Source organism: Pseudomonas sp. C6002 (assembly GCF_013385805.1).
Taxonomy (GTDB): Bacteria; Pseudomonadota; Gammaproteobacteria; order Pseudomonadales; family Pseudomonadaceae; genus Aquipseudomonas.
The window spans coordinates 442,291-466,762 of sequence record NZ_JACAPH010000030.1 but is presented as its reverse complement, the minus strand read 5'-3'; the positions used below and the strand labels follow the sequence as shown (position 1 = coordinate 466,762).

25 protein-coding genes are annotated in these 24,472 nt (G+C 61.0%); 10 read left to right on the top strand and 15 right to left on the bottom strand.

The features are described 5' to 3' along the window. Window positions 1-105 precede the first annotated feature (105 nt). Window positions 106-771 carry a fumarylacetoacetate hydrolase family protein gene (locus HX817_RS21865; protein WP_003213842.1) on the bottom strand — a complete coding sequence of 222 codons (666 nt, stop codon included), beginning with the start codon at window positions 769-771 and terminating at the stop codon, window positions 106-108. Window positions 772-793: 22 nt separating this feature from the next. After that, a complete protein-coding gene (locus HX817_RS21860; protein ID WP_003213844.1) occupies window positions 794-2,188 on the bottom strand; it encodes an FAD-binding oxidoreductase in 1,395 nt (464 codons plus the stop codon). Window positions 2,189-2,392: 204 nt separating this feature from the next. Between HX817_RS21860 and serA the strand changes: the two genes are divergently transcribed. Then, a complete protein-coding gene (gene serA / locus HX817_RS21855) occupies window positions 2,393-3,622 on the top strand; it encodes a phosphoglycerate dehydrogenase (RefSeq protein WP_003213846.1) in 1,230 nt (409 codons plus the stop codon). A 61-nt stretch (window positions 3,623-3,683) separates the two neighbouring features. Here serA and HX817_RS21850 read toward each other — a convergent pair whose 3' ends face one another. Further along, the gene (locus tag HX817_RS21850) at window positions 3,684-4,124 is read right to left on the bottom strand and encodes a DUF4399 domain-containing protein (RefSeq protein ID WP_003213848.1); all 441 of its coding nucleotides are present in this window, start codon (window positions 4,122-4,124) and stop codon (window positions 3,684-3,686) included. A 134-nt stretch (window positions 4,125-4,258) separates the two neighbouring features. Between HX817_RS21850 and HX817_RS21845 the strand changes: the two genes are divergently transcribed. Then, a complete protein-coding gene (locus HX817_RS21845) occupies window positions 4,259-5,038 on the top strand; it encodes a transporter substrate-binding domain-containing protein (RefSeq protein WP_177041153.1) in 780 nt (259 codons plus the stop codon). Between the two features lie 109 nt (window positions 5,039-5,147). Here HX817_RS21845 and HX817_RS21840 read toward each other — a convergent pair whose 3' ends face one another. After that, the gene (locus HX817_RS21840; protein WP_043226180.1) at window positions 5,148-5,642 is read right to left on the bottom strand and encodes a DUF523 domain-containing protein; all 495 of its coding nucleotides are present in this window, start codon (window positions 5,640-5,642) and stop codon (window positions 5,148-5,150) included. 2 nt (window positions 5,643-5,644) lie between these two features. After that, window positions 5,645-6,277 (bottom strand): 2OG-Fe(II) oxygenase, encoded by a 633-nt coding sequence (locus HX817_RS21835; protein ID WP_003213854.1) that lies wholly within the window; start codon window positions 6,275-6,277, stop codon window positions 5,645-5,647. A gap of 131 nt (window positions 6,278-6,408) precedes the next feature. Between HX817_RS21835 and HX817_RS21830 the strand changes: the two genes are divergently transcribed. Further along, a complete protein-coding gene (locus tag HX817_RS21830; RefSeq protein ID WP_177041151.1) occupies window positions 6,409-7,161 on the top strand; it encodes a DUF2059 domain-containing protein in 753 nt (250 codons plus the stop codon). A 104-nt stretch (window positions 7,162-7,265) separates the two neighbouring features. Here the strand turns inward: HX817_RS21830 and HX817_RS21825 are convergent, their stop codons facing one another. After that, window positions 7,266-8,207: an alpha/beta hydrolase gene (locus HX817_RS21825; RefSeq protein WP_177041149.1), complete on the bottom strand. Its 942-nt coding sequence runs from the start codon at window positions 8,205-8,207 to the stop codon at window positions 7,266-7,268. Window positions 8,208-8,318: 111 nt separating this feature from the next. Here HX817_RS21825 and HX817_RS21820 point away from each other — a divergent pair, with 111 nt between their 5' ends. From HX817_RS21820 to HX817_RS21805, 4 genes are all read left to right on the top strand, one after another. Next, entirely contained in the window at window positions 8,319-8,903 is a 585-nt protein-coding gene (locus HX817_RS21820; protein WP_003213861.1) for a DUF6436 domain-containing protein, read from the top strand. 107 nt (window positions 8,904-9,010) lie between these two features. Continuing rightward, window positions 9,011-9,367 (top strand): EamA family transporter, encoded by a 357-nt coding sequence (locus HX817_RS21815; protein WP_003213864.1) that lies wholly within the window; start codon window positions 9,011-9,013, stop codon window positions 9,365-9,367. Beyond that, entirely contained in the window at window positions 9,367-9,780 is a 414-nt protein-coding gene (locus tag HX817_RS21810) for a multidrug efflux SMR transporter (RefSeq protein WP_008438917.1), read from the top strand. Before HX817_RS21815 ends, HX817_RS21810 begins: the two co-directional genes overlap by 1 nt. Further along, a complete protein-coding gene (locus tag HX817_RS21805; RefSeq protein ID WP_177041147.1) occupies window positions 9,777-11,003 on the top strand; it encodes a DegT/DnrJ/EryC1/StrS family aminotransferase in 1,227 nt (408 codons plus the stop codon). Before HX817_RS21810 ends, HX817_RS21805 begins: the two co-directional genes overlap by 4 nt. On the opposite strand, the gene HX817_RS21800 is transcribed toward HX817_RS21805, so the two are convergent. Together HX817_RS21800 and HX817_RS21795 are read right to left on the bottom strand one after the other, a co-directional pair. Then, window positions 11,000-11,875, bottom strand: coding sequence for a hypothetical protein (locus tag HX817_RS21800; RefSeq protein WP_177020263.1), 876 nt, complete (start codon window positions 11,873-11,875; stop codon window positions 11,000-11,002). The genes HX817_RS21805 and HX817_RS21800 overlap by 4 nt on opposite strands. Continuing rightward, a complete protein-coding gene (locus HX817_RS21795; protein WP_177041145.1) occupies window positions 11,872-12,957 on the bottom strand; it encodes a GNAT family N-acetyltransferase in 1,086 nt (361 codons plus the stop codon). The genes HX817_RS21800 and HX817_RS21795 overlap by 4 nt, the downstream gene beginning before the upstream one ends. 239 nt (window positions 12,958-13,196) lie before the next feature. Here HX817_RS21795 and HX817_RS21790 point away from each other — a divergent pair, with 239 nt between their 5' ends. After that, on the top strand, window positions 13,197-15,560 hold the full coding sequence (locus tag HX817_RS21790) for a penicillin acylase family protein (RefSeq protein ID WP_177041143.1): 2,364 nt from the start codon (window positions 13,197-13,199) through the stop codon (window positions 15,558-15,560). Window positions 15,561-15,691: 131 nt separating this feature from the next. Here HX817_RS21790 and HX817_RS21785 read toward each other — a convergent pair whose 3' ends face one another. Next, entirely contained in the window at window positions 15,692-16,594 is a 903-nt protein-coding gene (locus HX817_RS21785) for an AraC family transcriptional regulator (protein WP_177041141.1), read from the bottom strand. A 99-nt stretch (window positions 16,595-16,693) separates the two neighbouring features. On the opposite strand from HX817_RS21785, the gene HX817_RS21780 reads away from it, so the two are divergent. Beyond that, complete coding sequence (locus HX817_RS21780) at window positions 16,694-17,047, top strand: carboxymuconolactone decarboxylase family protein (RefSeq protein ID WP_016973032.1); 354 nt, start codon at window positions 16,694-16,696, stop codon at window positions 17,045-17,047. Here HX817_RS21780 and HX817_RS21775 read toward each other — a convergent pair. Beyond that, window positions 17,025-17,990: a GlxA family transcriptional regulator gene (locus tag HX817_RS21775; protein WP_177041138.1), complete on the bottom strand. Its 966-nt coding sequence runs from the start codon at window positions 17,988-17,990 to the stop codon at window positions 17,025-17,027. The two genes, HX817_RS21780 and HX817_RS21775, sit on opposite strands and share 23 nt — an antisense overlap. 268 nt (window positions 17,991-18,258) lie before the next feature. Here HX817_RS21775 and HX817_RS21770 point away from each other — a divergent pair, with 268 nt between their 5' ends. Continuing rightward, window positions 18,259-18,900: an HD domain-containing protein gene (locus HX817_RS21770; protein WP_177041136.1), complete on the top strand. Its 642-nt coding sequence runs from the start codon at window positions 18,259-18,261 to the stop codon at window positions 18,898-18,900. Window positions 18,901-19,044: 144 nt separating this feature from the next. Here the strand turns inward: HX817_RS21770 and HX817_RS21765 are convergent, their stop codons facing one another. The 5 genes from HX817_RS21765 to HX817_RS21745 form a co-directional block, all read right to left on the bottom strand. Beyond that, a complete protein-coding gene (locus HX817_RS21765) occupies window positions 19,045-19,932 on the bottom strand; it encodes an ABC transporter permease subunit (protein WP_008438909.1) in 888 nt (295 codons plus the stop codon). After that, complete coding sequence (locus tag HX817_RS21760; RefSeq protein WP_003213882.1) at window positions 19,929-20,849, bottom strand: ABC transporter permease subunit; 921 nt, start codon at window positions 20,847-20,849, stop codon at window positions 19,929-19,931. Before HX817_RS21760 ends, HX817_RS21765 begins: the two co-directional genes overlap by 4 nt. Further along, entirely contained in the window at window positions 20,846-21,988 is a 1,143-nt protein-coding gene (locus HX817_RS21755; protein WP_003195240.1) for an ABC transporter ATP-binding protein, read from the bottom strand. The genes HX817_RS21760 and HX817_RS21755 overlap by 4 nt, the downstream gene beginning before the upstream one ends. A 75-nt stretch (window positions 21,989-22,063) precedes the next feature. After that, a complete protein-coding gene (locus tag HX817_RS21750) occupies window positions 22,064-23,158 on the bottom strand; it encodes a polyamine ABC transporter substrate-binding protein (protein WP_003213885.1) in 1,095 nt (364 codons plus the stop codon). Window positions 23,159-23,323: 165 nt separating this feature from the next. Next, the gene (locus tag HX817_RS21745; RefSeq protein ID WP_003213887.1) at window positions 23,324-24,418 is read right to left on the bottom strand and encodes a polyamine ABC transporter substrate-binding protein; all 1,095 of its coding nucleotides are present in this window, start codon (window positions 24,416-24,418) and stop codon (window positions 23,324-23,326) included. Window positions 24,419-24,472: the final 54 nt, after the last annotated feature.

The following is a 24,472-nucleotide window of genomic DNA, read 5'->3' as shown; positions in this document are numbered from 1 at the left end:
GGGCTTGCTCGCGAATGCGGAGTATCAGTCACTGAATCTGTCACTGATACACCGCTTTCGCGAGCAAGCCCGCTCCCACATTTTTGACCGCGTTTCGCCAGGTATTCAGCGAACGCTGCTTTCGAAGCGGCTCACACCCGGCAATTCCAGCACCAGCTCGTCACCCACATTCAGCGGGCCAACGCCTGCCGGCGTACCGGTGAGGATCACATCCCCGGCCTGCAACGAGAAGCAGCCGGCCATGTACTGGATCATCGGGATGATCGGGTTGAGCATGATCGCGCTGTTGCCGTCCTGGCGCACTTCGCCGTTGATGGTCAGGCGGATGCCGATATCCGTCACATCCGGGAAAGTGCTGCCGACCACGAACGGGGCAATCACCGCCGCGCCATCAAACGACTTGGCGATTTCCCACGGCAAGCCCTTGGCTTTCAGCTCGGCCTGTTTGTCCCGCAGGGTCAGGTCCAGGGCCGGGGCGAAGCCGGAGATGGCGTCCAGCACTTCCTCGCGGCTCGGTTTGGCCGACAACGGCTTGCCGATCAACACCGCGATTTCCGCTTCGTAATGCACCGAACCGCGCTCGGTAGGGATGGCAAAACCGCCTTCCAGTGCCACTACGCAACTGCCAGGCTTGATAAACAGCAGCGGCTCGGTCGGTACCGGGTTATCCAGTTCCTTGGCGTGTTCGGCGTAGTTACGCCCGATGCACACCACCTTCCCCAGGGGAAAGTGAATATTGGTGCCGTCGACATACTTGTGCTGGTAGCTCATGGACCGACTCCTTCAGGGACTGTTAAACAGCGAAAATCTTGCCCGGGTTCATGATCCCGTTCGGGTCGAACACCGCTTTCACTGCCTTCATGTATTCAATTTCAACCGGCGAACGGCTGTAGGTCAGGTAATCGCGCTTGGTCATGCCCACGCCGTGTTCGGCGGAGATCGAGCCGTTGTACTTCTGCACGGTCTCGAACACCCACTTGTTGACGGTGGCGCACTTGGCGAAGAACTCGTCCTTGCTCAGGTTTTCCGGCTTGAGAATGTTCAGGTGCAGGTTGCCGTCGCCGATGTGGCCGAACCAGACGATTTCGAAGTCCGGGTAGTGTTCGCCGACAATCGCGTCGATTTCCTTCAGGAAGGCTGGCACTTTCGACACAGTCACCGAAATGTCGTTCTTGTACGGCGTCCAGTGGGAGATGGTCTCGGAGATGTACTCGCGCAGCTTCCACAGGTTGTGCAGTTGGGTTTCGCTCTGGCTCATCACGCCGTCCAGCACCCAGCCCTGCTCGACGCAGTGTTCGAACGTGGCCAGGGCATCGTTGGCCACTTCTTCGGTGGTCGCTTCAAATTCCAGCAGCGCGTAGAACGGGCAGTCGGATTCGAACGGCGCCGGCACGTCGCCACGACCGAGGACTTTAGCCAGGGCCTTGTCGGAAAAGAATTCGAAGGCGGTCAGGTCCAGCTTGCTCTGGAAGGCGTGCAACACCGGCATGATCGAGTCGAAATCGGTGGTGCCGAGCACCATGGCGGTGAGGTTTTTCGGCGCCCGGTCCAGGCGCATGGTCGCTTCGACCACAAAGCCCAGGGTGCCTTCAGCGCCGATGAACAGCTGGCGCATGTCGTAGCCGGTGGCGTTCTTGATCAGGTCTTTGTTCAACTCCAGCAGGTCGCCCTTGCCGGTGACGACTTTCATGCCGGCCACCCAGTTACGGGTCATGCCGTAGCGAATGACCTTGATTCCGCCGGCATTGGTGCCGATATTGCCGCCAATCTGGCTGGAACCCGACGAGGCGAAATCCACCGGGTAGTACAGGCCTTTTTCTTCGGCGACGTTCTGCAATTGCTTGGTGACCACGCCCGGCTGGCACACGGCGGTGCGGTCGGTGAGGTTTACGTCGAGGATCTGGTTCATATAGTCGAACGACACAACCACTTCGCCATTCGCAGCGACGGCAGCGGCCGACAGGCCGGTACGGCCACCGGACGGCACCAGCGCGACCTTGTGCTCATTGGCCCAACGGACGATGGCCTGCACCTGCTCGGTGGTCTTCGGGAAGACGATGGCCACCGGGGCCGGCGCGAAATGCTTGGTCCAGTCCTTGCCATAAGCCTCAAGGGAGTCAGCATCGGTCAGGACCTTGCCAGGCTCAACCAGGGTCTTCAGCTCATCAATCAGGGCAGGATGGGTCATCGACAGAACTCTCGAACAATTCATGGTCATCCTGAGAACGCTTCACGTCGCAGGAATGGGTGTTTAGCGGGGCACGTATGCTAGCATACCGCCCCCGCAGGATAGTGCCCAAGGGCGTTCTGCGGTGACGGCTTTCCTGCCGTCCGGGTCAGCTTACGTGATCCGATTCCCTGCCATTTTTCTCCGGGATACAGGTTTACGCAGATGAGCAAGACTTCTCTCGATAAGAGCAAGATCAAGTTCCTTCTTCTGGAAGGCGTCCACCCATCGGCCGTCGAAGTCCTGAAGGCCGCCGGGTACACCAGCATTGAGTACATCACCAGTTCTCTGCCGGAAGCCCAGCTCAAGGAAAAGATCGCCGACGCGCACTTTATCGGCATTCGCTCCCGCACTCAGCTGACCGAAGAGATCTTCGATCACGCCAAGAAGTTGGTAGCTGTCGGCTGTTTCTGCATCGGCACCAACCAGGTCGACCTCAACGCAGCGCGCGAGCGCGGCATCGCGGTGTTCAACGCACCGTACTCCAACACCCGCTCCGTTGCTGAGCTGGTATTGGCCGAGGCGATCCTGTTGCTGCGCGGTATTCCCGAGAAGAACGCTTCCTGCCACCGTGGTGGCTGGATCAAGAGCGCAGCCAACTCCTTCGAAATCCGCGGCAAGAAGCTGGGTATCGTCGGTTACGGCTCGATCGGCACGCAGTTGTCGGTACTGGCCGAAGGCCTGGGCATGCAGGTGTTCTTCTACGACACCCTGACCAAGCTGCCATTGGGCAACGCCACCCAGGTGTCGAGCCTGACCGAGCTGCTGGGCATGTCCGACATCGTGACCCTGCACGTACCGGAAACCGCTGAGACCCAGTGGATGATCGGCGAGAAGGAAATCCGCGCCATCAAGAAGGGCGGGATCCTGATCAACGCTGCACGCGGCACCGTGGTCGAGCTGGACGCCCTGGCCGACGCGATCAAGGACAAGCACCTGATCGGCGCCGCCATCGACGTGTTCCCGGTAGAGCCGCGCTCTAACGACGACATCTTCGAAAGCCCGCTGCGTGGCCTGGACAACGTGATCCTGACCCCGCACATCGGCGGCTCCACCGCTGAAGCCCAAGCCAACATCGGCCTGGAAGTGTCGGAGAAACTGGTCAAGTACAGCGACAACGGTACGTCGGTGTCCTCGGTCAACTTCCCGGAAGTGGCTCTGCCGGCGCACCCTGGCAAGCACCGTCTGCTGCACATCCACCAGAACATCCCTGGCGTGATGATGGAGATCAACAAGGTCTTCGCGGAAAACGGCATCAACATTTCCGGTCAGTTCCTGCAGACCAACGAGAAAGTCGGCTACGTGGTTATCGACGTAGACGCCGAGTATTCGGACCTGGCGCAAGAGAAGCTGCAACACATCAACGGCACTATCCGTAGCCGCGTGTTGTTCTAATCGTTAAACGCGCATAAAAAAGGGAGACCCTCGGGTCTCCCTTTTTTTGTCTGAACAAATCTTACTTGACGTTAACCGTGATGACTTTCGAGGCTACAGTCGGGTTGAACTGCATGTGCAGTTTGTCGCCGGCTACCAGTTGCAGCGTGTGCTTGCCTGGGGTGAGGGTCAGCTCGGTTTCGGTCTGTGCCTTGCCGTAGTGGATCACGGTATCGGTGGCCGGGATCGGCACGCTGGCATCCGGCAATTCTTTCTGGTCGATCAGCAGGTGGTGGTGGCCGGTGCCCGGATCCTGACTGGTGGCCGGGGCCAGTTTCAGGCCTTCCATGCCGAATTTCACGGTGAAGGTTTTATCGACGGTGGCGCCATCTTTGGGCGACACGATGAACACTTTGGCACCTTCTGGTGGAGCGCTGCGCGGGATGCCATCAGCAGCGGTCGCCAGCATCGAAGCGCCCAGCAATAGGCTGGCCAGGGTTGCACGGGTCAAAAAGGCTTTCATTCACTTCTCCAGTTTTTCCGGGAAATCTGTAGGGTTATGACAACTTCGCGACAAATTGCTGTCCAAGGCATTCAACACCATAGCAAAGCGAGCCTGAACAACGCTTCGCTCATTCGAATTCTTTAGGAGCGACCATGCGTTTCCTGCCTGGCCTGTTACTTTTACTGCCCCTTGCAAGTCCCTTGGCCCATGCCGAACTGATCGACGATGTATTTGACCGCGGGGAACTGCGCATCGCAATGGAAGCCAACACCCCGCCCTTCAACTTCAAGGAAGGCGACAAACTCACCGGTTTTGAAGTGGAGCTGGGTGAGTTGCTGGCCAAGGAAATGGACGTACGCCCCTCCTTTATCACTGTCGATGCCGCCGAGTTGCTGCCCGGCGTGGAAAGCGCCAAGTACGACGTGGCCATCAACCATATCGCTATGACTCCTGAACTGGCGGATCGTTTCGACTTCAGCGAGCCCTACAGCTACTCCAGCGCACAGCTGATCGTGCGCAAGCAGGAACAGCGCCCGTTGGGCAGCTTTGCGGCGCTCAAGGGCAAGGCGTTGGGCGTGGCCCAGGGCAGCCAGTTTGTGGAGCAGGCGCGCACCGCCGAGGGCGTTGATTTGCGCAGCTATGCCGATGCCAGGCAGCCGATCAAGGACGTTGCCGATCAACAGATCGATGCCGCCATCAGTGATCGGCTGCTGATTCCCTACGCGATTCGCGACAGCCAGCTGCCGGTGAAGGAAGGCGCAGACGTCGGCCCGACGCTAAGCCTGGCGATTCCGTTCCAGAAGGGTAACCCGGCGTTCAAGGCCAGCCTGGACAAGGCCCTGCAACGAGTGAAGGCCGATGGCCAGCTGGCGGCGCTGTCGGAGAAGTGGTTCGGGATGGATGCGAGCAAGCCGGTGAAAAAGGCCGAATAAACGACTCGGTCAATGTGGGAGCGGGCTTGCTCGCGAATGCGGTGGCTCGGCTTGAGCATCGGGTGACTGACACTGCGCTTTCGCGAGCAAGCCCGCCCCACATGTTGATCTATGTCGGGCTTGAGCATTTTGCCAGGGCCACTGCCGCTTCAGGCAACTCCAGCTCACTGAACACCAGTACCCCATGGCGCTTGAGCAACGCCGCCGTCACGCCTTCGCCGGTGACCTTTACGCCGGTGAAGGTACCGTCATAGGTCAGCAGATTGCCGCACGACGGGCTGTTGGCCTTGAGTACGGCGACGCGGATATTGTGACGCTGTACCAGCGCCAATGCCTGGCGGGCGCCATCGAGGAAGGCTTCGCTGAAGTCTTCCCCCTGGGCCGTCAGCACCTGGGCGCGGCCTTCCCACACGTCAATCCCCTGCCCGCCCGGGATTTCGGCAGACGGCCGTGGCGTCGGCAAGCCACCCGCCACTTCCGGGCACACGGCAACCACCCGGCCTTCGGCCTGCCACGCGGCCAGTTGGTCGAAAGGCCCGCTGGCCCCTCCGTCGTAGCGTACCCGGTGCCCCAGCAGGCAGCGGCTGACCAGAATCTTTTGCATCATCAAAACGGCTCGTTGCCCCGCCGGCGAAACCAGCCGGTGAGGGACAGGCGTTCGCGGGTGGCGGGCATGACTTCATGGGGAATTTCCCCCGACAGGAATACCACCAGGCAACCGCCGGTGGGCACCACATCGTATTCGACGTCGCCCTTGAGGTACATGCGCAACTGGCCGCCATGTTCCGGCAGCCAGGCGTTGTTCAAGTAGATCACTGCCGACACCATGCGCCGGTCGTCATCGCGAAAACGGTCCACATGCTTGAGGTAAAACGCCCCCGGCGGGTACATCGCGAAGTGGCTTTCGAAGTCTTCCAGGCCCAGGAACAGGCCACGGTTCATCGCCACCCGCAGGCTGTCCATCAGCTCCAGGTAGTTATCGCAGGCCACCACCTCGCCCGGCTCCAGCCACTGGATATGGTCACCCCGGATGCCCTCGCGAATCTCCTGGGAAGGCCCCCGTCCGACCGCCGCGGGCGCCAATTCACCTTCGGCGGCGCGTTTTTGGCACTCAGCCGCCAGTTCGAGGGTCAGAGCCTCGGGCAGGAAGATATTCTGCTGCGACCAGCCTTGTGCGGCCAGGTCATCGACAATGCGTAACAGCAGCGGGTGATCGGAGGGTATGGGCATGGCGCGCATAGTATCCATACGCCTGTGAATCCGACAGAGCCGCCGAGCGTCTGAATACACTTTAGTCAGGTGACCGATAGGATTTCTCGACAAATCCTACGCCCGACACGGACAATAGTGGCCGACTGACAGGAGTCCATATGCGTCGTTTGTTTTTTTCCTTGCTGATGTTCTGCGTTTTGCCCGCCTGGGCAGACAGCCATGACCAGTTGTACAAGGTCGCCGGCTGGGCAGACCAGCGCGCGCATTTTAATGACGCCCTCAGTGCCGCCCAGCAACGCTACCGCAACAGCCTGCCGCCGGCGGTGTATCAGGCGCTGGTGGACAACAGCAATAAACGCTTCGCGCCCCAGTCGGTAGACCGGCGAGCCGAAGCGCAACTGCGCAAGAATTTGGCGGACCCTAAGCCGGCACTGGCCTTCTTCCAGTCGCCGCTGGGCCGCAAGATTGTCGCCGCCGAGTTGCTGGCCACCCGCCGCGATCAGCTGGCGAAGAACGCCCAGGGCTTGCCGCACATGGAAGCCGATGCCACCCGCAGCCTGATCATCGGCCACCTGGCCCAGGCCTTGCCTGCGCGGGAAGCCGGGGCTGAAGTCAGCCTGGCGATTGCCGGCGTGGCGGCCGACAGCTTGAGCCAGATGATCCCCGGGCTGTTGGGCGGCGGCCAGGCGCAGGGCATGTTGAACGGCCAGCGTGAGCGCCTGATGCAGCAGATCGGCAATGATCTGAACAACACGCTGTTGTACGTCTACCGGGATTTGTCCGACCCGGAGCTGGAAGAGTTCGCGACGTTCGCGGAGTCGCCGGAGGGCAAGGCGTACTACAAGGCGGCACTGGCGGCGATTCGCGCCGGGCTGGCGGTCGGCCAAAGCACCTCGAGCCTGGCGCAGTAACCCTGTGGGAGCGGGCTTGCTCGCGAAGACGGTGTGCCAGTCACTGGTTATGCTAACTGATCGACCGCCTTCGCGAGCAAGCCCGCCCCCACATTTGGATTGCGTTATTTCAGGTGGTCGGTGAGAAACCCGAAGTATTGCTGCCGAATCTCCGGAATCTCATTCGCCAAGTGATGCCTGCCGCGCGGCAGCATCAACACCTCCGGCTGGTCGAACTTGCTGCGCAGCACGTTCAGGTTGTGCTGCCAGTCCACCGTCATGTCTTCCTCACCCTGCACGATCAACGGCCGCCGCGTGCTGCGTGGCGCCGCTTCAACACGTTTGATCCAGCGCGCCAGGGCGCCCACCCAGGCAGTCGGCAACTGCCGTGGCTGCAATGGGTCGGCCTCCAGGAACGGCTTGAACTGCGGGTCGTTGGTGTTATCGCTGAAGCGCCGGGCAATGCCTTTGACGAACGGCCGGAGCAGGTAATAGCTGAGCTGCGACCAACCCCAGGCGCGGGGCCGCACCAGCGGTGACAACAGGAACGTCTTGCCCTGGGCCGGGCTGTCGACGCCATGGCTAAGCAGGTGATCCACCACAATCGCGCCGCCGGTGCTTTGCCCGAACAAGTGCCACGGCTGCGGCAATTGCAGCGCCCTGGCCTGTTCAAACAACGCCTGCACCACGTCCTGGTACACCGCAAAGTCATCAATGCTGGCCCGCTCGCCGCTGGACAGGCCATGGCCCGGCAAGTCGCAGGCGATCACCACAAAACCCTGGTCCAGCGCCCAGTCCACGGCATGCCGGTACAGGCCCATATGGTCGTAGAAGCCATGGAACATGAACATCGTCGCCACCGGCACCGGTGGCCACCACACCTGGCAGACCACGTCGAACCCATCCACCGCAAACCGCCCCAGGCGGCTTGTCGCGGGCACCTTGCGGGCAGCGAGGTCCAGGCCGTAGAAGCGCTGGTAGACCCGGGCCTCGGCTGAAAGCGGCTGCGCGTCCACCAGTGGGCGCAAGCTTTCGCGTAGATGATCAGGGTCAAACGTAACGGGCATAAGAACTTCCAGACTGTGGCTTCAACGCATTGAACAGATGAATATCGAGCCGCGATATTCATCTGTCAGGGCAAGCATGGCAAGCTACGCGTCCTCCGAGGATTGATCCAAATGCGACAGCCCTACCGCACCACCCTCTTCGCCAGCCTGATCGTGATCATTTGCGCCGGGGTGTTGTGGGCGGCGTATGACTGGTTCCAGGGACGCTACCTGCGGGCATTCAGTGAGCATACGGCGGTGTTTTCCGGTGACAGCCTGAGCCTGCCGGCCGAGCTTGCCGGCCCGGGCCCGATCCGCCTGGTGCACTTCTGGGACCCCGCCTGCCCGTGCAATGTCGGCAACCAGCAGCACCTTGGCGAGTTGATCGAGCAGTACGCCCCCCAGGGCGTGGAGTTCTATTCCCTGCAGAAAGCCGGCAGCCACGGCCAGTTGCCCGCCACCCTGGGCTCGATGAAGGCCCTCAAGGCAGTGCCCGGTGCCCAGCATCTGCCGGCCAGCCCTGCCGTGGGCATCTGGGACCGCAGCGGCAAGCTGGCGTATTTCGGGCCCTACAGTGAAGGGTTGACGTGTAACTCCAGCAACAGCTTTATCGAGCCCATCCTGCAAGCCCTCGAAGGCGGACGCGAGGTCAATGCGACCCACACCCTGGCGGTCGGCTGTTATTGCGAGTGGAACGGGGAAACGTCTCCACCCTGACTCGGCAAGCTGAACAGACGCTGTTCGTTCGACAAACTCGAACAACTGTATCGGCACGCTCCTGTATCGTAAGCAACTAGCCGTACAAGCAGACGACACGGGAACACATGAGCCAATTAACCATCATCCTCTGGATACTCAACGTCATCGTTGATACGTCCGGCCAGTTGGCGTTCAAAGCCGCAGCCTCAGCCAGCGCCGAGCATGACGGCATGGCCCACTGGCGCCATATGCTCAAGCGTCCGTGGATCTGGCTGGGCATCATCTGCTATGTGTTCGAATTCGTGCTGTGGCTGGCCTTCCTGACACTGGTGCCGTTGTCGGTCGGGGTGATGCTGGGCTCCATCAATATTGTCGTGATCATGATTGCCGGGCGTTTCCTGTTCAAGGAAAGCCTGAGCAAATGGCGGTTGATCGGCATCATGCTGATCGCCTGTGGCGTGACCGTCGTGGGGTTCGAGTAATGAAACGGTTTTATATCCTGGGTTTTCTGTCGCTGATCATTTTCGATACCTTGGCGCAGGTCAGTTTCAAGTTCGCCTCGATTCATGCCGAACCGCTGACGATGGACGCCGCCTGGTTGATCCGCGTGTTCGGTGCGCCATGGATCTACGGCGCATTCGTGGGCTACATCGGCGCGTTTTTCACCTGGATGACGCTGTTGAAATACGCCCCGGTGGGCCCGGCGTTTGCGGCGTCACACCTGGAGCTGATCAGCGTGACGCTGATCTCCGTCTGGCTGTTCAACGACACCCTTACCCTGCCCAAAATCGTCGGTGGCGCGCTGATTATCGCGGGCATACTGTGCCTGGCGCGCAGCGAAGACAAAGAAAGCAAGACCGTCGAGGCCGAACCCTCGCAGACGCTGGCGTCATGACGCCCGTTGTCAGCCAGCGGGAGATTCCGCCAACGGCGGGGCTTCCCCTGCGCTGGCAGGACTTGTTCAACCGCTCGGGCGACCTGGCCCGCGACCTGGCCCGACAGCTCGACATCCCGCTGCCGGCCCTGCCCTGCTCCGGCACCGCCGCGCTGATCATGGCGCTGCGGGTGTTGCAGCAGCGCACGCCGGGGCGCACCGAGCTTATCGTGCCGGCCTATACCTGCCCGCTGGTGGCCCTGGCGGCCCATCACTGCCCGCCTTTGCGCGTGGTAGCGTGCGATCTGCAGCCCGGCAGCATCGACCTGGACGAACACCAGCTGGCGCAGCTGTGCAACCAAAACACCTTGGCGATCGTCGTCACTCACCTGGCCGGGCGTGTGGCGGATGTGGAGGCTGCCAAGCTCATTGCCGAGCCACTCGGCATTGCGGTGATCGAAGACGCCGCCCAAGCCATGGGCGCACTGGATGATGGAAAAAGCGTCGGACTGAAAGGCGACATCGGCTTTTTCAGCATGGCACTGGGCAAAGGCCTGACGACGGCTGAAGGCGGTGTGTTGTTCAGCCGGGATCCGGCGCTGCATCAGGCGTTGCACCAGCAATGCCGGCAGGACTTGCCCTTCAGCCTGCGCTGGGAAGTGCAACGCAGCGCCGAGCTGTGGGGCTATGCCGCGGCGTATCAGCCCCGCGGGCTGAAGTACGTGTACGGCAAACCGCTGCGGGCGGCGCTGGCGCGGGGCGATGAAGTGGCGGCGGTGGGCGATGATTTTTCCGTCAACGATATTCCGTTGCACCGGTTGGGCGGCTATCGCCAGAAGGTCGGCGCCGCAGCCCTGGCACGCTTGCCCGAGCATTTGCAGCAAGGCCGCCTGCGGGCCTTGCGTCGCGTGGCGCAGCTGAGCAGCTTGCCCGGCGTGTCGGTGTTGACCGACAGCCCGGGCCAGCAAGGCACCTGGCCGTTCTTGATGGTGGTGATGCCCAGCGCACAAACCCGCGATACCGCGATGGCGCAGCTGTGGACGGCAGGCCTGGGCGTGACCCGCCTGTTCATCCACGTATTGCCGGGCTACCCGGCACTCACCCCGCTGTTACAGCAAGGCGCCGATATCCCCCGCGCGCAAAGCTTCGCCGCCCAGACACTGTCGATCAGCAATAGCCACTGGCTGACGGACGAGCTGTTCGAGCAAGTGCTGGATCATCTGCGGCGGATTCTTAAACGCTAGGCCCAGCTTTGATCGATACGGGTCAACAAGCGCGCATTCAGCTCATTCTGCTGCTGTTGCCAGATCACCACCTGGTTCTCCGGCAGCTCTTCCTGGCCATCCGACGCACTCAGCCAGCGCTTGAACTTGCTCTGGTAGTGGTAGGCGGACACGTCGCCGGTAATGTCCGCGCCAATAATGCTGCCGTGGCAGGCATCGATCAGCGCATTCAAATGCTTCTCCAGAAACTCGCCCTGGTCCCAGTTGGTATTCACCACCTGCGGGCTCAGCACGTCTTTGTCGATCGAGAGATACACCGGCAGCGAAGGGTCGAGCTGCGCCAGGAACGCGCTCATCAACTCGTCCGCGCTGGTGAATGCACGATTGCTGCGGCCTGCGCCGATCCAGTTCAACCAGCGGGTATCGACGTTGGTGTTCCAGTAGGTCAACTTGCGTTTCACCAGCGGCGACCAGTGATTCTCCCAGGCGTGCTTGAGGGAAATGTCCGGCGAGCCAATGCCCAGCACGTGAACGTGCTCGACCTGCGGCAGGCGGCTGGCCCAGTAGACCCAGGACCCACAATGGATACCAAACGGATAACGCATGTTGTCCGGGTGGTTATCGCAAATGATCAGCTGGATCTTTTGCTGGGTGGGAAGACGGTTCAACAACAGCTGGCTGAGGTGGTGATAATCACCGCTGCCGGTAAACACACAGCCGTAATCGCTGGGCATCTGCGCGTGCAGGGCGTTCTCCAGCTCCTTGAACTGCGCCCAGCGGCAGCCGAAACGGATCTTCTCCTGCCAGGCTTGCAACGGCAGGGTAAGGGCGCCGGGAATGTTATTCACGGCCCCGTCAAAATCGAGGATCAATGCGGGACGGGCCTGGCTCATGCGGTTTGCTCCTGCTGCCACTGGGTATCGCTTTCAAAATGGTGCCGGAAACGGTTCATCACTTTGCGCAGCAGCGGGTTCCTCACCCACACCAGATGGCGGGTAAACGTGAACTTGGCGCCGAGGCTGGACTTGACCTGTGGGTCGGTCCACCCCGCGACATAAAACTGCAGGCCCTTTTCCAGGGCGAACTCCAGGTTCACAAACCAGCTGACGAAGTACAGGTTGTGCTCCAGCGCCAGCGGGTAGTTCAGGCCGATGTACTTGTCGAGCAACTTGCCGTCTTGCTGGTAGCACAGGTTATAGCCAACCAGTTCGTCCTCGTCCCAGTAGCAGAACACATGCCCGCCGCTGTCGGCATCGGTGAGCAACTGGATGAAGAATTCGGGCGTGAGCAAGTCGAAGTGGATTTCGCTCTGTGCGTACACCGCCTTGTACAGCCGATACAGTTCCTGCTGCCATTGCTCATCGCTGAAGCGGGCATCGCCGGTGTCCAGGATCTCGATGCGCAGCTCATCACGGCTGCGTAGCTTGCGGCGGATATTGCGGCGACGGCTGTGGGACAACCGCGACAGATACTCATCCGTCGAGCTGAAGTCGATCGGTACATAGGCCAGCGCCTGGCCCTCTACATTGATGAATCCGCGCTGGGTGCAGGCCTCGATCAACGCGTGTGCGTAGCGATTGTCCTCAACGCTGAGCAGCGGAGAATCCAGCGGCACATCCTTGACGATGGTGAGCTTGCGTTGCGGTGCACACTCCTGTTGCAGCCATTGCGCCATGTCCTGTGGCGGTACGTTCAGCGGGAACGGGGAATATTCGCTGACCGTGGTGCCGATAAAACAGGTGTCGATATGCAGCCATGACTGCCACAAACGGTACCCCGGCCAACTGCGCAGGCGGCTACGCAGCTCATCGTCGGCGGTGGTCTGCAGGTCGAACCGGGTGAAAAAGTACGGCAGTCCCTGTGCTGACAGCTGGGCAGTGAAGCCCGCCGGCGGGTATCGCAAAAAATTGCTGATCAGCGATGGCGTTTCCATGCAGCAGGCATAAGGCACCTGTGCACGGCTGGGATCTGTCATAAATTGCATTCCGAAAGTGATAGCAAAGGCGCGCCCGGATGACGGGGTGAATCATCGCGCCGCTGGTTTCATGTAACAGAGTAAACATAATACTCCGCCCACCCGCGGCCCACTTCAGAACCCCCACTTCATGCAGCTCAGGTTCAGGGAGCACGAACCCGAGAGCATTTTCCGCAGCGCTCGCCAAACCCACTAAACTGCCCGAATCTTCACGGTGACCGACTAATAAGGGACAACCCATGAAACGCATCCTGACCGCGCTGGCCATCCTGCTCGTAGCCCTTATGGTTGGCGCCGGCTGGTACGTGTACAGCAAGCAGCCGACTCGCCAGGGCACGGTGGAGCTGGCCCATCTGCAAGGTTCGGTCACGGTGCGCTACGACGACCGAGGCGTGCCGCATATCCGCGCCGAGAATGAGACTGACCTGTACCGCGCCCTCGGCTACGTACATGCCCAGGACCGGTTGTTCCAGATGGAAATCATGCGGCGCCTGTCCCGTGGCGAGCTGGCCGAGGTGCTGGGGCCCAAGCTGCTGGAGACCGACAAGCTATTTCGCAGCCTGCGCATTCGCGAGCGCGCCTTGAGCTACGTCGAGCACATGGACCATGAGTCTGCGTCCTGGAAGGCCCTGCAGGCCTACCTGGACGGCGTGAACCAGTATCAGGACAGCCACGCCAAACCCATGGAGTTCGACGTACTGGGCATCCCCAAGCGCCCGTTCACCGCCGAAGACACCATCAGCGTCGCCGGCTACCTGGCCTACAGCTTTGCCGCAGCCTTTCGCACCGAACCCTTGCTGACCTACGTACGCGATCAGTTGGGCAACGACTACCTGAAGGTCTTCGACCTCGACTGGCAGCCCAAGGGCGCGCTGAACCTGGCGGCCGGTGACTGGAAAGACCTCGGCGCCATTGCCCAGTTGAGCGAACAGGCCATGGCCGACAACGGCCTGCCGCAGTTCGAAGGCAGCAACGCCTGGGCCATCAGCGGCAGCCGCACCAAGAGCGGCAAGCCGTTGCTGGCGGGTGACCCGCATATCCGTTTCTCGGTGCCGTCGGTGTGGTACGAGGCGCAGCTGTCGGCGCCGGGCTTCGAGCTGTACGGCTATCACAACGCGCTGGTGCCGGTGGCGTTCCTGGGCCACAACAAGGATTTCGGCTGGAGCCTGACCATGTTCCAGAACGATGACCTCGACCTGATCGCCGAGAAGGTCAACCCGGACAACCCCAACCAGGTCTGGTACCACGACAAGTGGGTGGACATGACCAGCAGCGAGCAACAGATCGCGGTCAAGGGCCAGGACCCGGTAACCCTGACCCTGCGCACCTCGCCCCACGGTCCGATCATCAACGACGTGCTCGGCGAGAATGCCGGCAAGACGCCGATTGCCATGTGGTGGGCATTCCTGGATACCGAAAACCCGATCCTCGACGGTTTCTATCAGCTCAACCGTGCCGATACCCTCGCCAAAGCGCGTGCGGCGGCGGCCAAGGTCCAGGCGCCTGGCTTGAACATCGTATGGGCCAATGCCAAGGGCGATATCGGCTGGTGGGCGGCGGCGCAATTGCCGATCCGCCCGGCCGGGGTCAACCCGGGCTTTATCCTCGACGGCAGTACCGCCCAGGCGGACAAGCTCGGTTTCTACCCATTCAGCGCCAACCCCCAGGAAGAAAACCCGGCCCGCGGTTATGTGGTGTCCGCCAATGCCCAGCCGGCGTCACCCACCGGCATGCCGATCCCCGGGTATTACAACCTGGCAGACCGTGGCCAGCAGTTGAACGCGCAACTGAGCGACAACAGCGTGAAATGGGACGTGGACAACAGCCAGGCCTTGCAGCTCGGCACCACCACCGCCTACGGGCCACGGCTGCTGGCACCGCTGCTGCCGGTGCTGCGTGAGGTGGTCAAGGACCCGGCGCAGTTGAAGCTGGTGGAGCAACTGGCAGCCTGGAAAGGCGATTACCCGCTGGGCTCCACCAGTGCCACGCTGTTCAACCAGTTCCTGTTCAACCTCACTGACGCAGCGTTCCACCCGAAACTGGGCGATGGGATGTTCAAGACCTTGCTCACCACCCGGGTAGTGGACGCAGCCTTGCCGCGCCTGGCCGCTTCAGCGGATTCGCCGTGGTGGGATGGCCACCGCGCCGAGACCGTCAAGCTTGCCTGGGACAACAGCCTGCAACACCTCAAGGCGACCTTTGGTGACGACCCATCGCAGTGGCAATGGGGCAAGGCCCACACCCTGACCCACGGCCATCCACTGGGCTCGCAGAAGCCGTTGGACAAGATCGTCAACGTGGGCCCGTTTGCCGCTCCCGGCAGCCATGAAGTGCCCAACAACCAATCCGCACAGATCGGCCCGGCGCCGTGGCCGGTGACGTACGGGCCGTCGACCCGGCGCCTGATTGATTTCGCCGATGCCGCACATGGGCTGACCATCAACCCGGTCGGGCAGAGTGGTGTGCCGTTCGACAAGCACTATTCCGATCAGGCGGAAACGTACATCGAAGGCGGGTATGAGCAGGCGCATTTCAATGATGAGGAAGTGACGGCGAATACCCGCAGTACGCTCAAGCTGTTGCCGGCCCGGACACCGCAATAACTGAAGAAACAAAAAACCAATGTGGGAGCGGGCTTGCTCGCGAATGCGGTGGATCAGTCAATACATCTGGTGACTGACACTCCGCATTCGCGAGCAAGCCCGCTCCCACATTTTGATCTGCGTTGTTGCTTCTAGCGGGTACGCAGCCGCCCCGGCGCCTCACCGTAGGTTTCCTTGAATTTCTTGCTGAACGCCGCCTGGGATTGATACCCCGCCTGAGCGGCAATATCCGTCAGGCTCAGCCGCGACTGATGCAGCAGGTTGAACGCCAGCTCCATGCGCAACTGCGTCAGCAACACCCACGGCGACACGCCCGCCACTTTGACAAACCCACGCATGAACGTCGCCCGGGACATCGACGCGGCGCTGGCCAGGCTGTCGATGGTCCACTCATGCCCGGGATCCGCCAGCATCGCCCGCCAGGCCTTGCCCAGGCGTTTGTCGGTCAACAAGGCAAAGGTGCCCGCCACCGGCGCTTGCTGCGTCAGCCATGCCCGCAGGATCAGGGTGAACAACGCCGACGACAGCGCATCAATGAAAAACCGCGCCCCCAGCCGCTGCCCGTCCGCCTCGCTGCGCAGCAGTGCGATCAATGCCGCCAACTGTCCATCGGCCTGCCACTGCCGGCTGGACACCACCAGGTAGTCCGGCAACGCACTGAACAGCAACGACTGGCGGTTGTAGCGAAAACTGCCGCAGAGCATGTCCACGTCCGGCTGCTCACCGCCCAGGCGATGGATCGGCAGCAAGCCGCCTTCGATCACGGTCTGCGCCACCGGCTTTACCCGCGCGCCCTGGCTGCGCACCAGGTGCGTCGCGCCACCGGGCATCAACAGGATGTCGCCCTCCTCCAACGTCACCTGCTGCCCGCCGGACAATTCGGCGCGGCAGGTGCCCGCCAGCACAATGTGATACGGCGCCACGCCCAGCGGCTCGGGCTCGTGGTCCATGGCCCAGGCGCCCTGGAACTGGCAACGCAAGTCCAGGCTGCCCCGCAGGTTGGCCAACGCGATGAGGGTGTCGATGGAGTTCATTTGCGAGCATCGGTCAAAAAGGTGAGTGGATCGAACAAAAGCGCCAAACCTGAACCGCGCACACTGGCTTCACACCCAACCCGTTCAGGAGTTAACACGATGTTCAATAACTGGTCCGACTTGCTGCCTACCGTGAAGAAAGCCTTTGGCGCGCTGGGCAAGAGCAACCCGAAGATGGTCAAAGCCTACATGGCGCTGGGGGAAGCAGCCGAGGAAAACAACGTCCTGGATGCCAAGACCCGTGAGCTGATTTCCATCGCCGTGGCCATCACTACCCGCTGTGACGGCTGCATCGGCGTGCATGCCGACGCGGCGATCAAGGCCGGCGCCACCCGCGAAGAAGTGGCCGCGACCCTGGCCACCGCGATCTCGCTGAATGCCGGCGCGGCGTATATCTACTCGCTGCGCGCCCTGGAAGCCTATGACACGCTCAAACCGGCGCCGCAAAGTTAAGCCGGAATTGTTGCGGCGTCACGCCCAGCCGGCGATTGAACACACTGCGCATGTGCTGGGCGTCGCGAAAGCCGCATTGATACGCCACGGTCTTGAGCGGTGCGTGGGTGCTTTCGAGCATCACCCGCGCCGCATCCACCCGCGCCCGCTCGACGAACTCCGCCGGAGTGATCTGCGCCTCCCGGGCAAATACCCGCGAGAAGTTGCGCGCGCTCATGTTGGCGGCTTTGGCCAGGTCGGCGATGGTCAGGTCGCCCGTCAGGTTGGCCAATACATACAGCTGCACCAGTGCCACCGCCGAGGTGGCTTGCGCGTGGGGTGTCAGGAACGGGCTGAACTGCGACTGCCCGCCGGAACGCTGGGTGAACACCACCAGGCGCTTGGCCACGCTGAGGGCGACTTCCGGGCCGTGGTCCTGGGCCAGCAGGTACAGCGACAGGTCGATGCCCGCCGTCACCCCGGCGGAGGTGTAGAGGTTGCCGTCCTGCACGTAGAGGCGGTCCGCTTCGACCTGGGACGATGGGCATAAGGCGGCCAGGTCGGCGGCATCGCCCCAGTGGGTGGTGACGGTGCGCCCGTCCAGCAACCCGGCGCGGGCGAGCATGAAGGCGCCGTTACAGATGGAGCCGAAACGTTTCGCTCGCGCGCTGGCGTCACGCAGCCATTGATTGAACACCGGGCCGAAATCCTCGAAGGGCAACTGCGGCCCGCCGGCCATCAATAGTAAATCGTAGGGCTCGACGGCCTCGCTGAAATGCCGGTGTGCCTGCAAGGACAAGCCGTTGGAACAGGCCATGTTGCCGTGCCCCAGGCCAATCACCTCCAGCTGGTAATGCGCCTCGGGCGGCAGAAAACGGTTGGCCTCGCAGAACACATCTAGGGGCCCGGTCACGTCCAGTGACTGGACGCCGGGGAAGATCAGGATGGCGACGGTTTTGCCCATGGATAGAAACACCTTTTTCCAACTGAATAAATGCAAAACCCCTGTGGGAGCTGGCTTGCCTGCGATACAGGCGACGCGGTCCATCAGGTATACCGAGGTGATGCTATCGCAGGCAAGCCAGCTCCTACATTTGATCGCGCATAGCCTTGGCGCGATATCGCGGCACATTGGCCGGGATCGCATCCTCGCCGCGATGGCCCCTTCGCGGGCGCGCGACCAGACTGGACTCATCGGCGCCAACCCCGGCGCTTTCTTGAGGAGAACGACCATGAGCACCACCATCGCCGGCATCAGGATCCCGGACAGCGCCCTGGCCAAGGCCACCACCGAATACATCCGCGACATCGAATCCGACCTGTTGTACCACCACTCCCGCCGGGTGTTCCTGTTCGGCGCATTGAGCGGCGAGCGCCAGCAGTTGGCCTATAACCCGGAGTTGCTGTACGTCGGCGCGATGTTCCACGACCTGGGCCTGGTGGAAGGTCACCGCAGTGACGACGAACGCTTTGAAGTGGACGGCGCCAACGCGGCGGCGGACTTTCTCAAGCCTTACGGGTTGAGCGATGACGACATCGAACAGGTGTGGTTGTCCATCGCCCTGCACACCACACCGGGGGTGCCCAAGCACTTGCGTCCAACCGTGGCGCTGGTGACGGCGGGCGTGGAAATGGATGTGCTGGGAATGGAGTACGCGGCGTTTACCAGCGTGCAGCGCGAAGCGGTGGTGCATGCGCATCCACGGGGTGAAGGGTTCAAGGAGTGCATCATCTGCGCGTTTGCCGACGGCCTGCGCCATCGTCCGCAGACCACGTTTGGCAACGTGAAGACCGATGTGCTGGTGGATCAGGAGCCGGGGTTCAAGCCGATGAACTTCGTCGAGGTGATTCGCAAGTCGCCTTGGACTGCTTAACCCGAATTGGAATGCAATCAAAATGTGGGAGCGGGCTTGCTCGCGAAGGCAGTGGATCAGTCAATACATCCGGTGACTGACACTGCGCTTTCGCGAGCAAGCCCGCTCCCACATTTTTGATCCGGTTTCTTCAGGGCTACCTGATTAGACCGGTGCTGGAGCCCGACGCGAATCCGCCGGCTTCTCCCAACCATCCGCAGCCGCTTCTTCAATCGCCTGCTGGATCGCTTTCTTGCGGTGCTCTTCCGCACGACGGCTGAAGAACCACACCAGGAAGGTCACGATCGACACCGCCAACAGAATCAGGCTGGCCACGGCGTTGATCTCGGGTTTAACCCCCAGGCGAACCGCCGAGAATACTTCCATCGGCAACGTGGTCGAACCCGGGCCCGACACGAAGCTGGCCAACACCAGGTCATCCAGCGACAGCGCGAACGACATCATGCCGCCCGCCGCCAGCGACGGCGCGATCATCGGGATGGTGATCAGGAAGAACACCTTCCACGGCCGCGCACCCAGGTCCATGGCTGCCTCTTCAATCGACAGGTCCAGCTCACGCAAGCGCGCCGACACCACCACCGCCACATACGCCGAACAGAACGTGGTGTGGGCGATCCAGATGGTCACCAGGCCACGTTCCTGCGGCCAGCCGATCATCTGCGCCATGGCCACGAACAGCAGCAACAGCGACAGGCCGGTGATCACTTCCGGCATCACCAGCGGCGCCGTCACCAGGCCGCCGAACAGCGTGCGGCCCTTGAACTGGCTGATGCGCGTCAGCACGAACGCCGCCAATGTACCGAGTGCCACCGCCGCAATCGCGGTGTAGCAGGCGATTTCCAGGGAACGACCGACCGAGCCCATCAACTGGGTGTTGTCCAACAGGCCGACGTACCACTTGATCGACCAACCGCCCCACACCGTCACCAGTTTGGATTCGTTGAACGAGTAGATCACCAGGATCAGCATCGGCAGGTAGATGAACAGCAACCCCGCCACCAGCATGAAGCTTGAGAAACTGACGCGCTTCATATCTTGCCCTCCATCTCTTTGGCTTGGCTGCGGTTGAACAGGATGATCGGCACGATCAGGATCGCCAGCATCACCACCGCCAGGGCAGACGCCACCGGCCAGTCACGGTTGTTGAAGAATTCTTGCCACAACACTTTACCGATCATCAGGGTTTCCGGACCGCCCAGCAGTTCCGGGATCACGAACTCGCCCACCACCGGGATAAATACCAGCATGCAGCCGGCGATGATGCCGTTCTTGGACAGCGGCACGGTGATTTTCCAGAAGCTGTTGAAGGTGCTCGAACCCAGGTCCGACGCGGCTTCCAGCAGGCTCTGGTCGTGCTTCACCAGGTTGGCGTACAGCGGCAGGATCATGAACGGCAGGTACGAATAGACCACGCCGATATACACCGCGATGTTGGTGTTGAGAATCTGCAGCGGTTCGTTGATCAACCCGATGGACATCAGGAAGCCGTTGAGCAACCCGTTGTTGCTGAGGATGCCCATCCACGCATAGACCCGGATCAGGATCGCAGTCCAGGTCGGCATCATGATCAGCAGCACCAGCACGGTCTGGATTTCCTTGCGTGCGCTGGCAATGGCGTAGGCCATCGGGTAGCCGATCAGCAGGCAGAGGATGGTGCTGAAAAACGCCATCTTCAGCGAGCCCAGGTACGCCGCGATGTACAACTCGTCATCGCCCAGCATCCCGTAGTTGGCCAGGTTCAGCACCAACTGCAGTTTCTGTTCAACGAAGGTGTAGATCTCGGTGTAAGGCGGGATCGCTACGTCGGCTTCGGCAAAGCTGATCTTCAAGACGATGAAGAACGGCAGCATGAAGAACAGGAACAACCAGAGGAAAGGGATCCCGATGACCACATGCCGGCCACCGGGGGTTATTCGTTGCAGCTGGCGTTTGAACTTCTTCATGTTCATGAGCGAAGTACCACGCCGCTGTCGTCTTCCCACCACACGTACACCTGGTCGCCCCAGGTAGGGCGCTGGCCACGGCGTTCGGCGTTGGCCACGAAGGATTGCACCAGCTTGCCGCTCGGCAATTCGACGTAGAACACCGAATGGCCGCCGAGGTAGGCGATGTCATGCACCTTGCCGCTGGACCAGTTGTGCTCGCAGGTCGGCATTTCGGTGGTCACCAGCAGCTTTTCAGGGCGGATGGCGTAGGTCACCGACTTGTCTTCCACCGAAGTGGCGATGCCGTAGCCGACGTAGATATCGCGGTCCAGGTCCGGGCACTTGAGTACCGCGTGGCCTTCGGCGTCGTCCACCACCTGGGTGTCGAAGATGTTGACGTTGCCGATGAACTCGCACACTAGGCGGCTGGTCGGCGTTTCATAGATGTCGATCGGGCTGCCGATCTGGGCGATCCAGCCCAGGTGCATGATCGCGATGCGCTCGGCCATGGTCATGGCCTCTTCCTGGTCGTGGGTCACCATCACGCAGGTCACGCCCACGCGCTCGATGATCTCCACCAGTTCCAGTTGCATCTGCGAACGCAGCTTCTTGTCGAGTGCGCCCATCGGCTCATCGAGCAGCAGCAGTTTCGGACGCTTGGCCAGGGAACGCGCCAGCGCCACCCGCTGACGCTGGCCGCCAGACAGCTGGTGCGGCTTGCGCTTGGCGTACTGGCTCATCTGCACCAGCTTGAGCATCTCGGCCACACGGGCGTCGACCTCGGCCTTGGGGATCTTGTCCTGCTGCAGGCCAAACGCGATGTTCTGGGCCACGGTCATGTGGGGGAACAAGGCGTAGGACTGGAACATCATGTTGATCGGCCGCTCGTACGGCGGCATGTCGGTGATGTCCACACCGTCGAGGTAAATGCGTCCTTCCGTTGGGCGCTCGAAGCCTGCGAGCATGCGCAGCAAGGTGGATTTGCCCGAACCCGATCCGCCGAGCAAGGCGAAGATTTCGCCTTTCTTGATTTCCAGGGACACATCGTCCACCGCAATCGTCTCGTCGAACTTCTTCGTGACCCGGTCGATTTTGACCAGCACCTTTTTCGGTGTCTGGTCGCCCTCGAGGGCTTTCTTATAGGCGCCGGAGGCAACTGCCATTTACGAAACTCCCAGAATAAAAAGAGTGCAGCTCGCCCAATACGGGCCAGCCTTGGATAGTTTGAGCGTTAAGCCTTACTTGCCCGTCTTGACCTTGGTCCAGCTACGGGTCATCAAACGTTGCACTTTCGGGGGTAGCTCGAAGTTGACAAAAGTCCGGTCGAGAACCGCCTGCGGTGGGTAAACCGCTTCGTCGGTGCGTATCGATTGCTCCATCAGTTTGTCCGCCCCTGGGTTAGGGTTGGCGTAACCGACGTAATCACTGACCTGAGCGATCACCTCAGGTTTCAGCAAATAGTTGATGAAGGCGAGGGCCTCTTTGACGTTGGTGGCATCCTTGGGGATGGCCAGCACGTCGAACCACAGGTTGCCGCCTTCTTTCGGAATCACGTAGGCAATGTTCACGCCCTTGCCCGCCTCGGCCGCACGAGCCTTGGCCTGGAACACATCACCGGAGAAGCCGGCCGCCACGCAGATGTTGCCGTTGGCCAGGTCCGAGATGTATTTGGAAGAATGGAAGTAGGTCACGTAGGGACGCACTTTCAGGAGTTTCTCTTCAGCCTTCTTGTAGTCTTCAGGGTTGGTGCTGTTGGGGTTGAGGCCCATGTAGTTGAGCACCGCCGGCAGCATTTCATCCGCCGAGTCCATGAACGACACACCGCACGTGGCCAGCTTCTTCATGTTTTCCGGCTCGAACAGCACGGCCCAGGAGTCGATATGGTCGACGCCCAATACTTCCTTGACCTTGTCGACGTTGTAGCCAATACCGTTGGTGCCCCACAGGTACGGCACGGCGTACTGGTTGCCCGGGTCGTTCTTTTCCAGACGCTTGAGCAGCGCCGGGTCGAGGTTGGCGTAGTGGGTCAGTTGCGACTTGTCGAGCTTCTGGAACGCGCCGGCCTTGATCTGCTTGCCGAGGAAGTGGTTCGACGGCACGACCACGTCATACCCGGTACGCCCGGCGAGCAACTTGCCTTCCAGGGTTTCGTTGGAATCAAACACGTCGTAGACCGGCTTGATGCCGGTGGCCTTTTCAAAGTTGGCCAGGGTGTCCGGGCCGATGTAGTCCGACCAGTTATAAATATGCACAGTCGGGGCGGCCTGCACGCTGACAGCCAGCGTGATACCTGCACCCACCAGCAAGGCTTTGCGAAATAAAGAAATTGGCAAGTGGAGGTCCTCTTAAATAGTTGGGCCCGAAGTTGTTGCCCGGCAACAAAACCGGCGCGCAACTTACCCTCGATAAACCGATCCGGCAAAACTTTCTGTCATTTAATTGTTTCGCTAACCACCGCGCGCATCGCGGCAGTTAGCAAAACAGGTATCAAAGCGGCTTTACTTGCCCGATTTGATTTTGGTCCAGCTGCGGGTCATTTCCCGCTGAGTAGCAGCCGGCAAGTCAGCAATGGCATACAGCTTGGCTTGCACGTCCGCTGGCGGATAAATGCCTGGGTCGCTGGTGATGTCTTTGTCGACCAACGCGGTAGCTTTCTCGTTACCGTTCGGGAAACGTACGCTGTTGGTAATGCCCGCCATGACTTCCGGCTTCAGCAGGTAGTTCATGAACTTGTAGGCAGCGTCGACGTTCTCGGCATCTTTAGGGATGGCGACCATGTCATAGAAGCTGCCGGCACCTTCTTTCGGAATGTCATAGGCAACCTTGACCTTGCCACCGGCTTCAGCCGCGCGGGACTTGGCCTGTTGCACGTCACCCGAATAACCCACGGCTACGCAGATGTTGCCGTTGGCCAGGTCGGAAATGTACTTGGACGAGTGGAAGTAGCCGATCGAAGGACGCAGCTTGAGGAACAGGGCCTCGGCTTGCTTGAGGTCTTCCTTCTTCTGGGTGTCGGTCGGCAGGCCCAGGTAATGCAGTGCCACTGGCAGCATTTCGGTTGGCGAATCGAGGAAGCTCACACCGCAGCCTTTGAGCTTGGCGAGGTTTTCCGGCTTGAGGATGGTGTCCCACGAGTCGATCTTGTCGATGCCCAGTGCGGCCTTGACCTTCTCCGGGTTGTAGCCGATGCCGATCGAGCCCCACATGTACGGGAAGGCGTGCTTGTTGTCCGGGTCGCTGATGGACACGGCTTTAAGCAGGGACTTGTTCAGGTTGTCGTAGTTCGACAGCTTGGACTTGTCCAGTTCCTGGTAAACACCGGCCTTGATCTGCTTGGCGAGGAAGTTGTTCGACGGCACGACAATGTCGTAGCCGGACTTGCCTGCCAGCAACTTGGCTTCCAGGGTTTCGTTGGAGTCGAACACGTCATAGACCACCTTGATCCCGGACTCTTTTTCAAAGTTCGCGATGGTGTCCGGTGCGATGTAGTCGGACCAGTTATAAACGTGCAGCACTTTATCGTCGGCGTGTGCCGCGCCTGCCATGGCCCCCATCAGGGACAAGGCCAGGAGGGTCTTGCCAGCGTTCTTCAAACCTAATGCCTTCATTCGGTCATGCTCCAATTTTTTCTTTTTTGGGCCACGTTC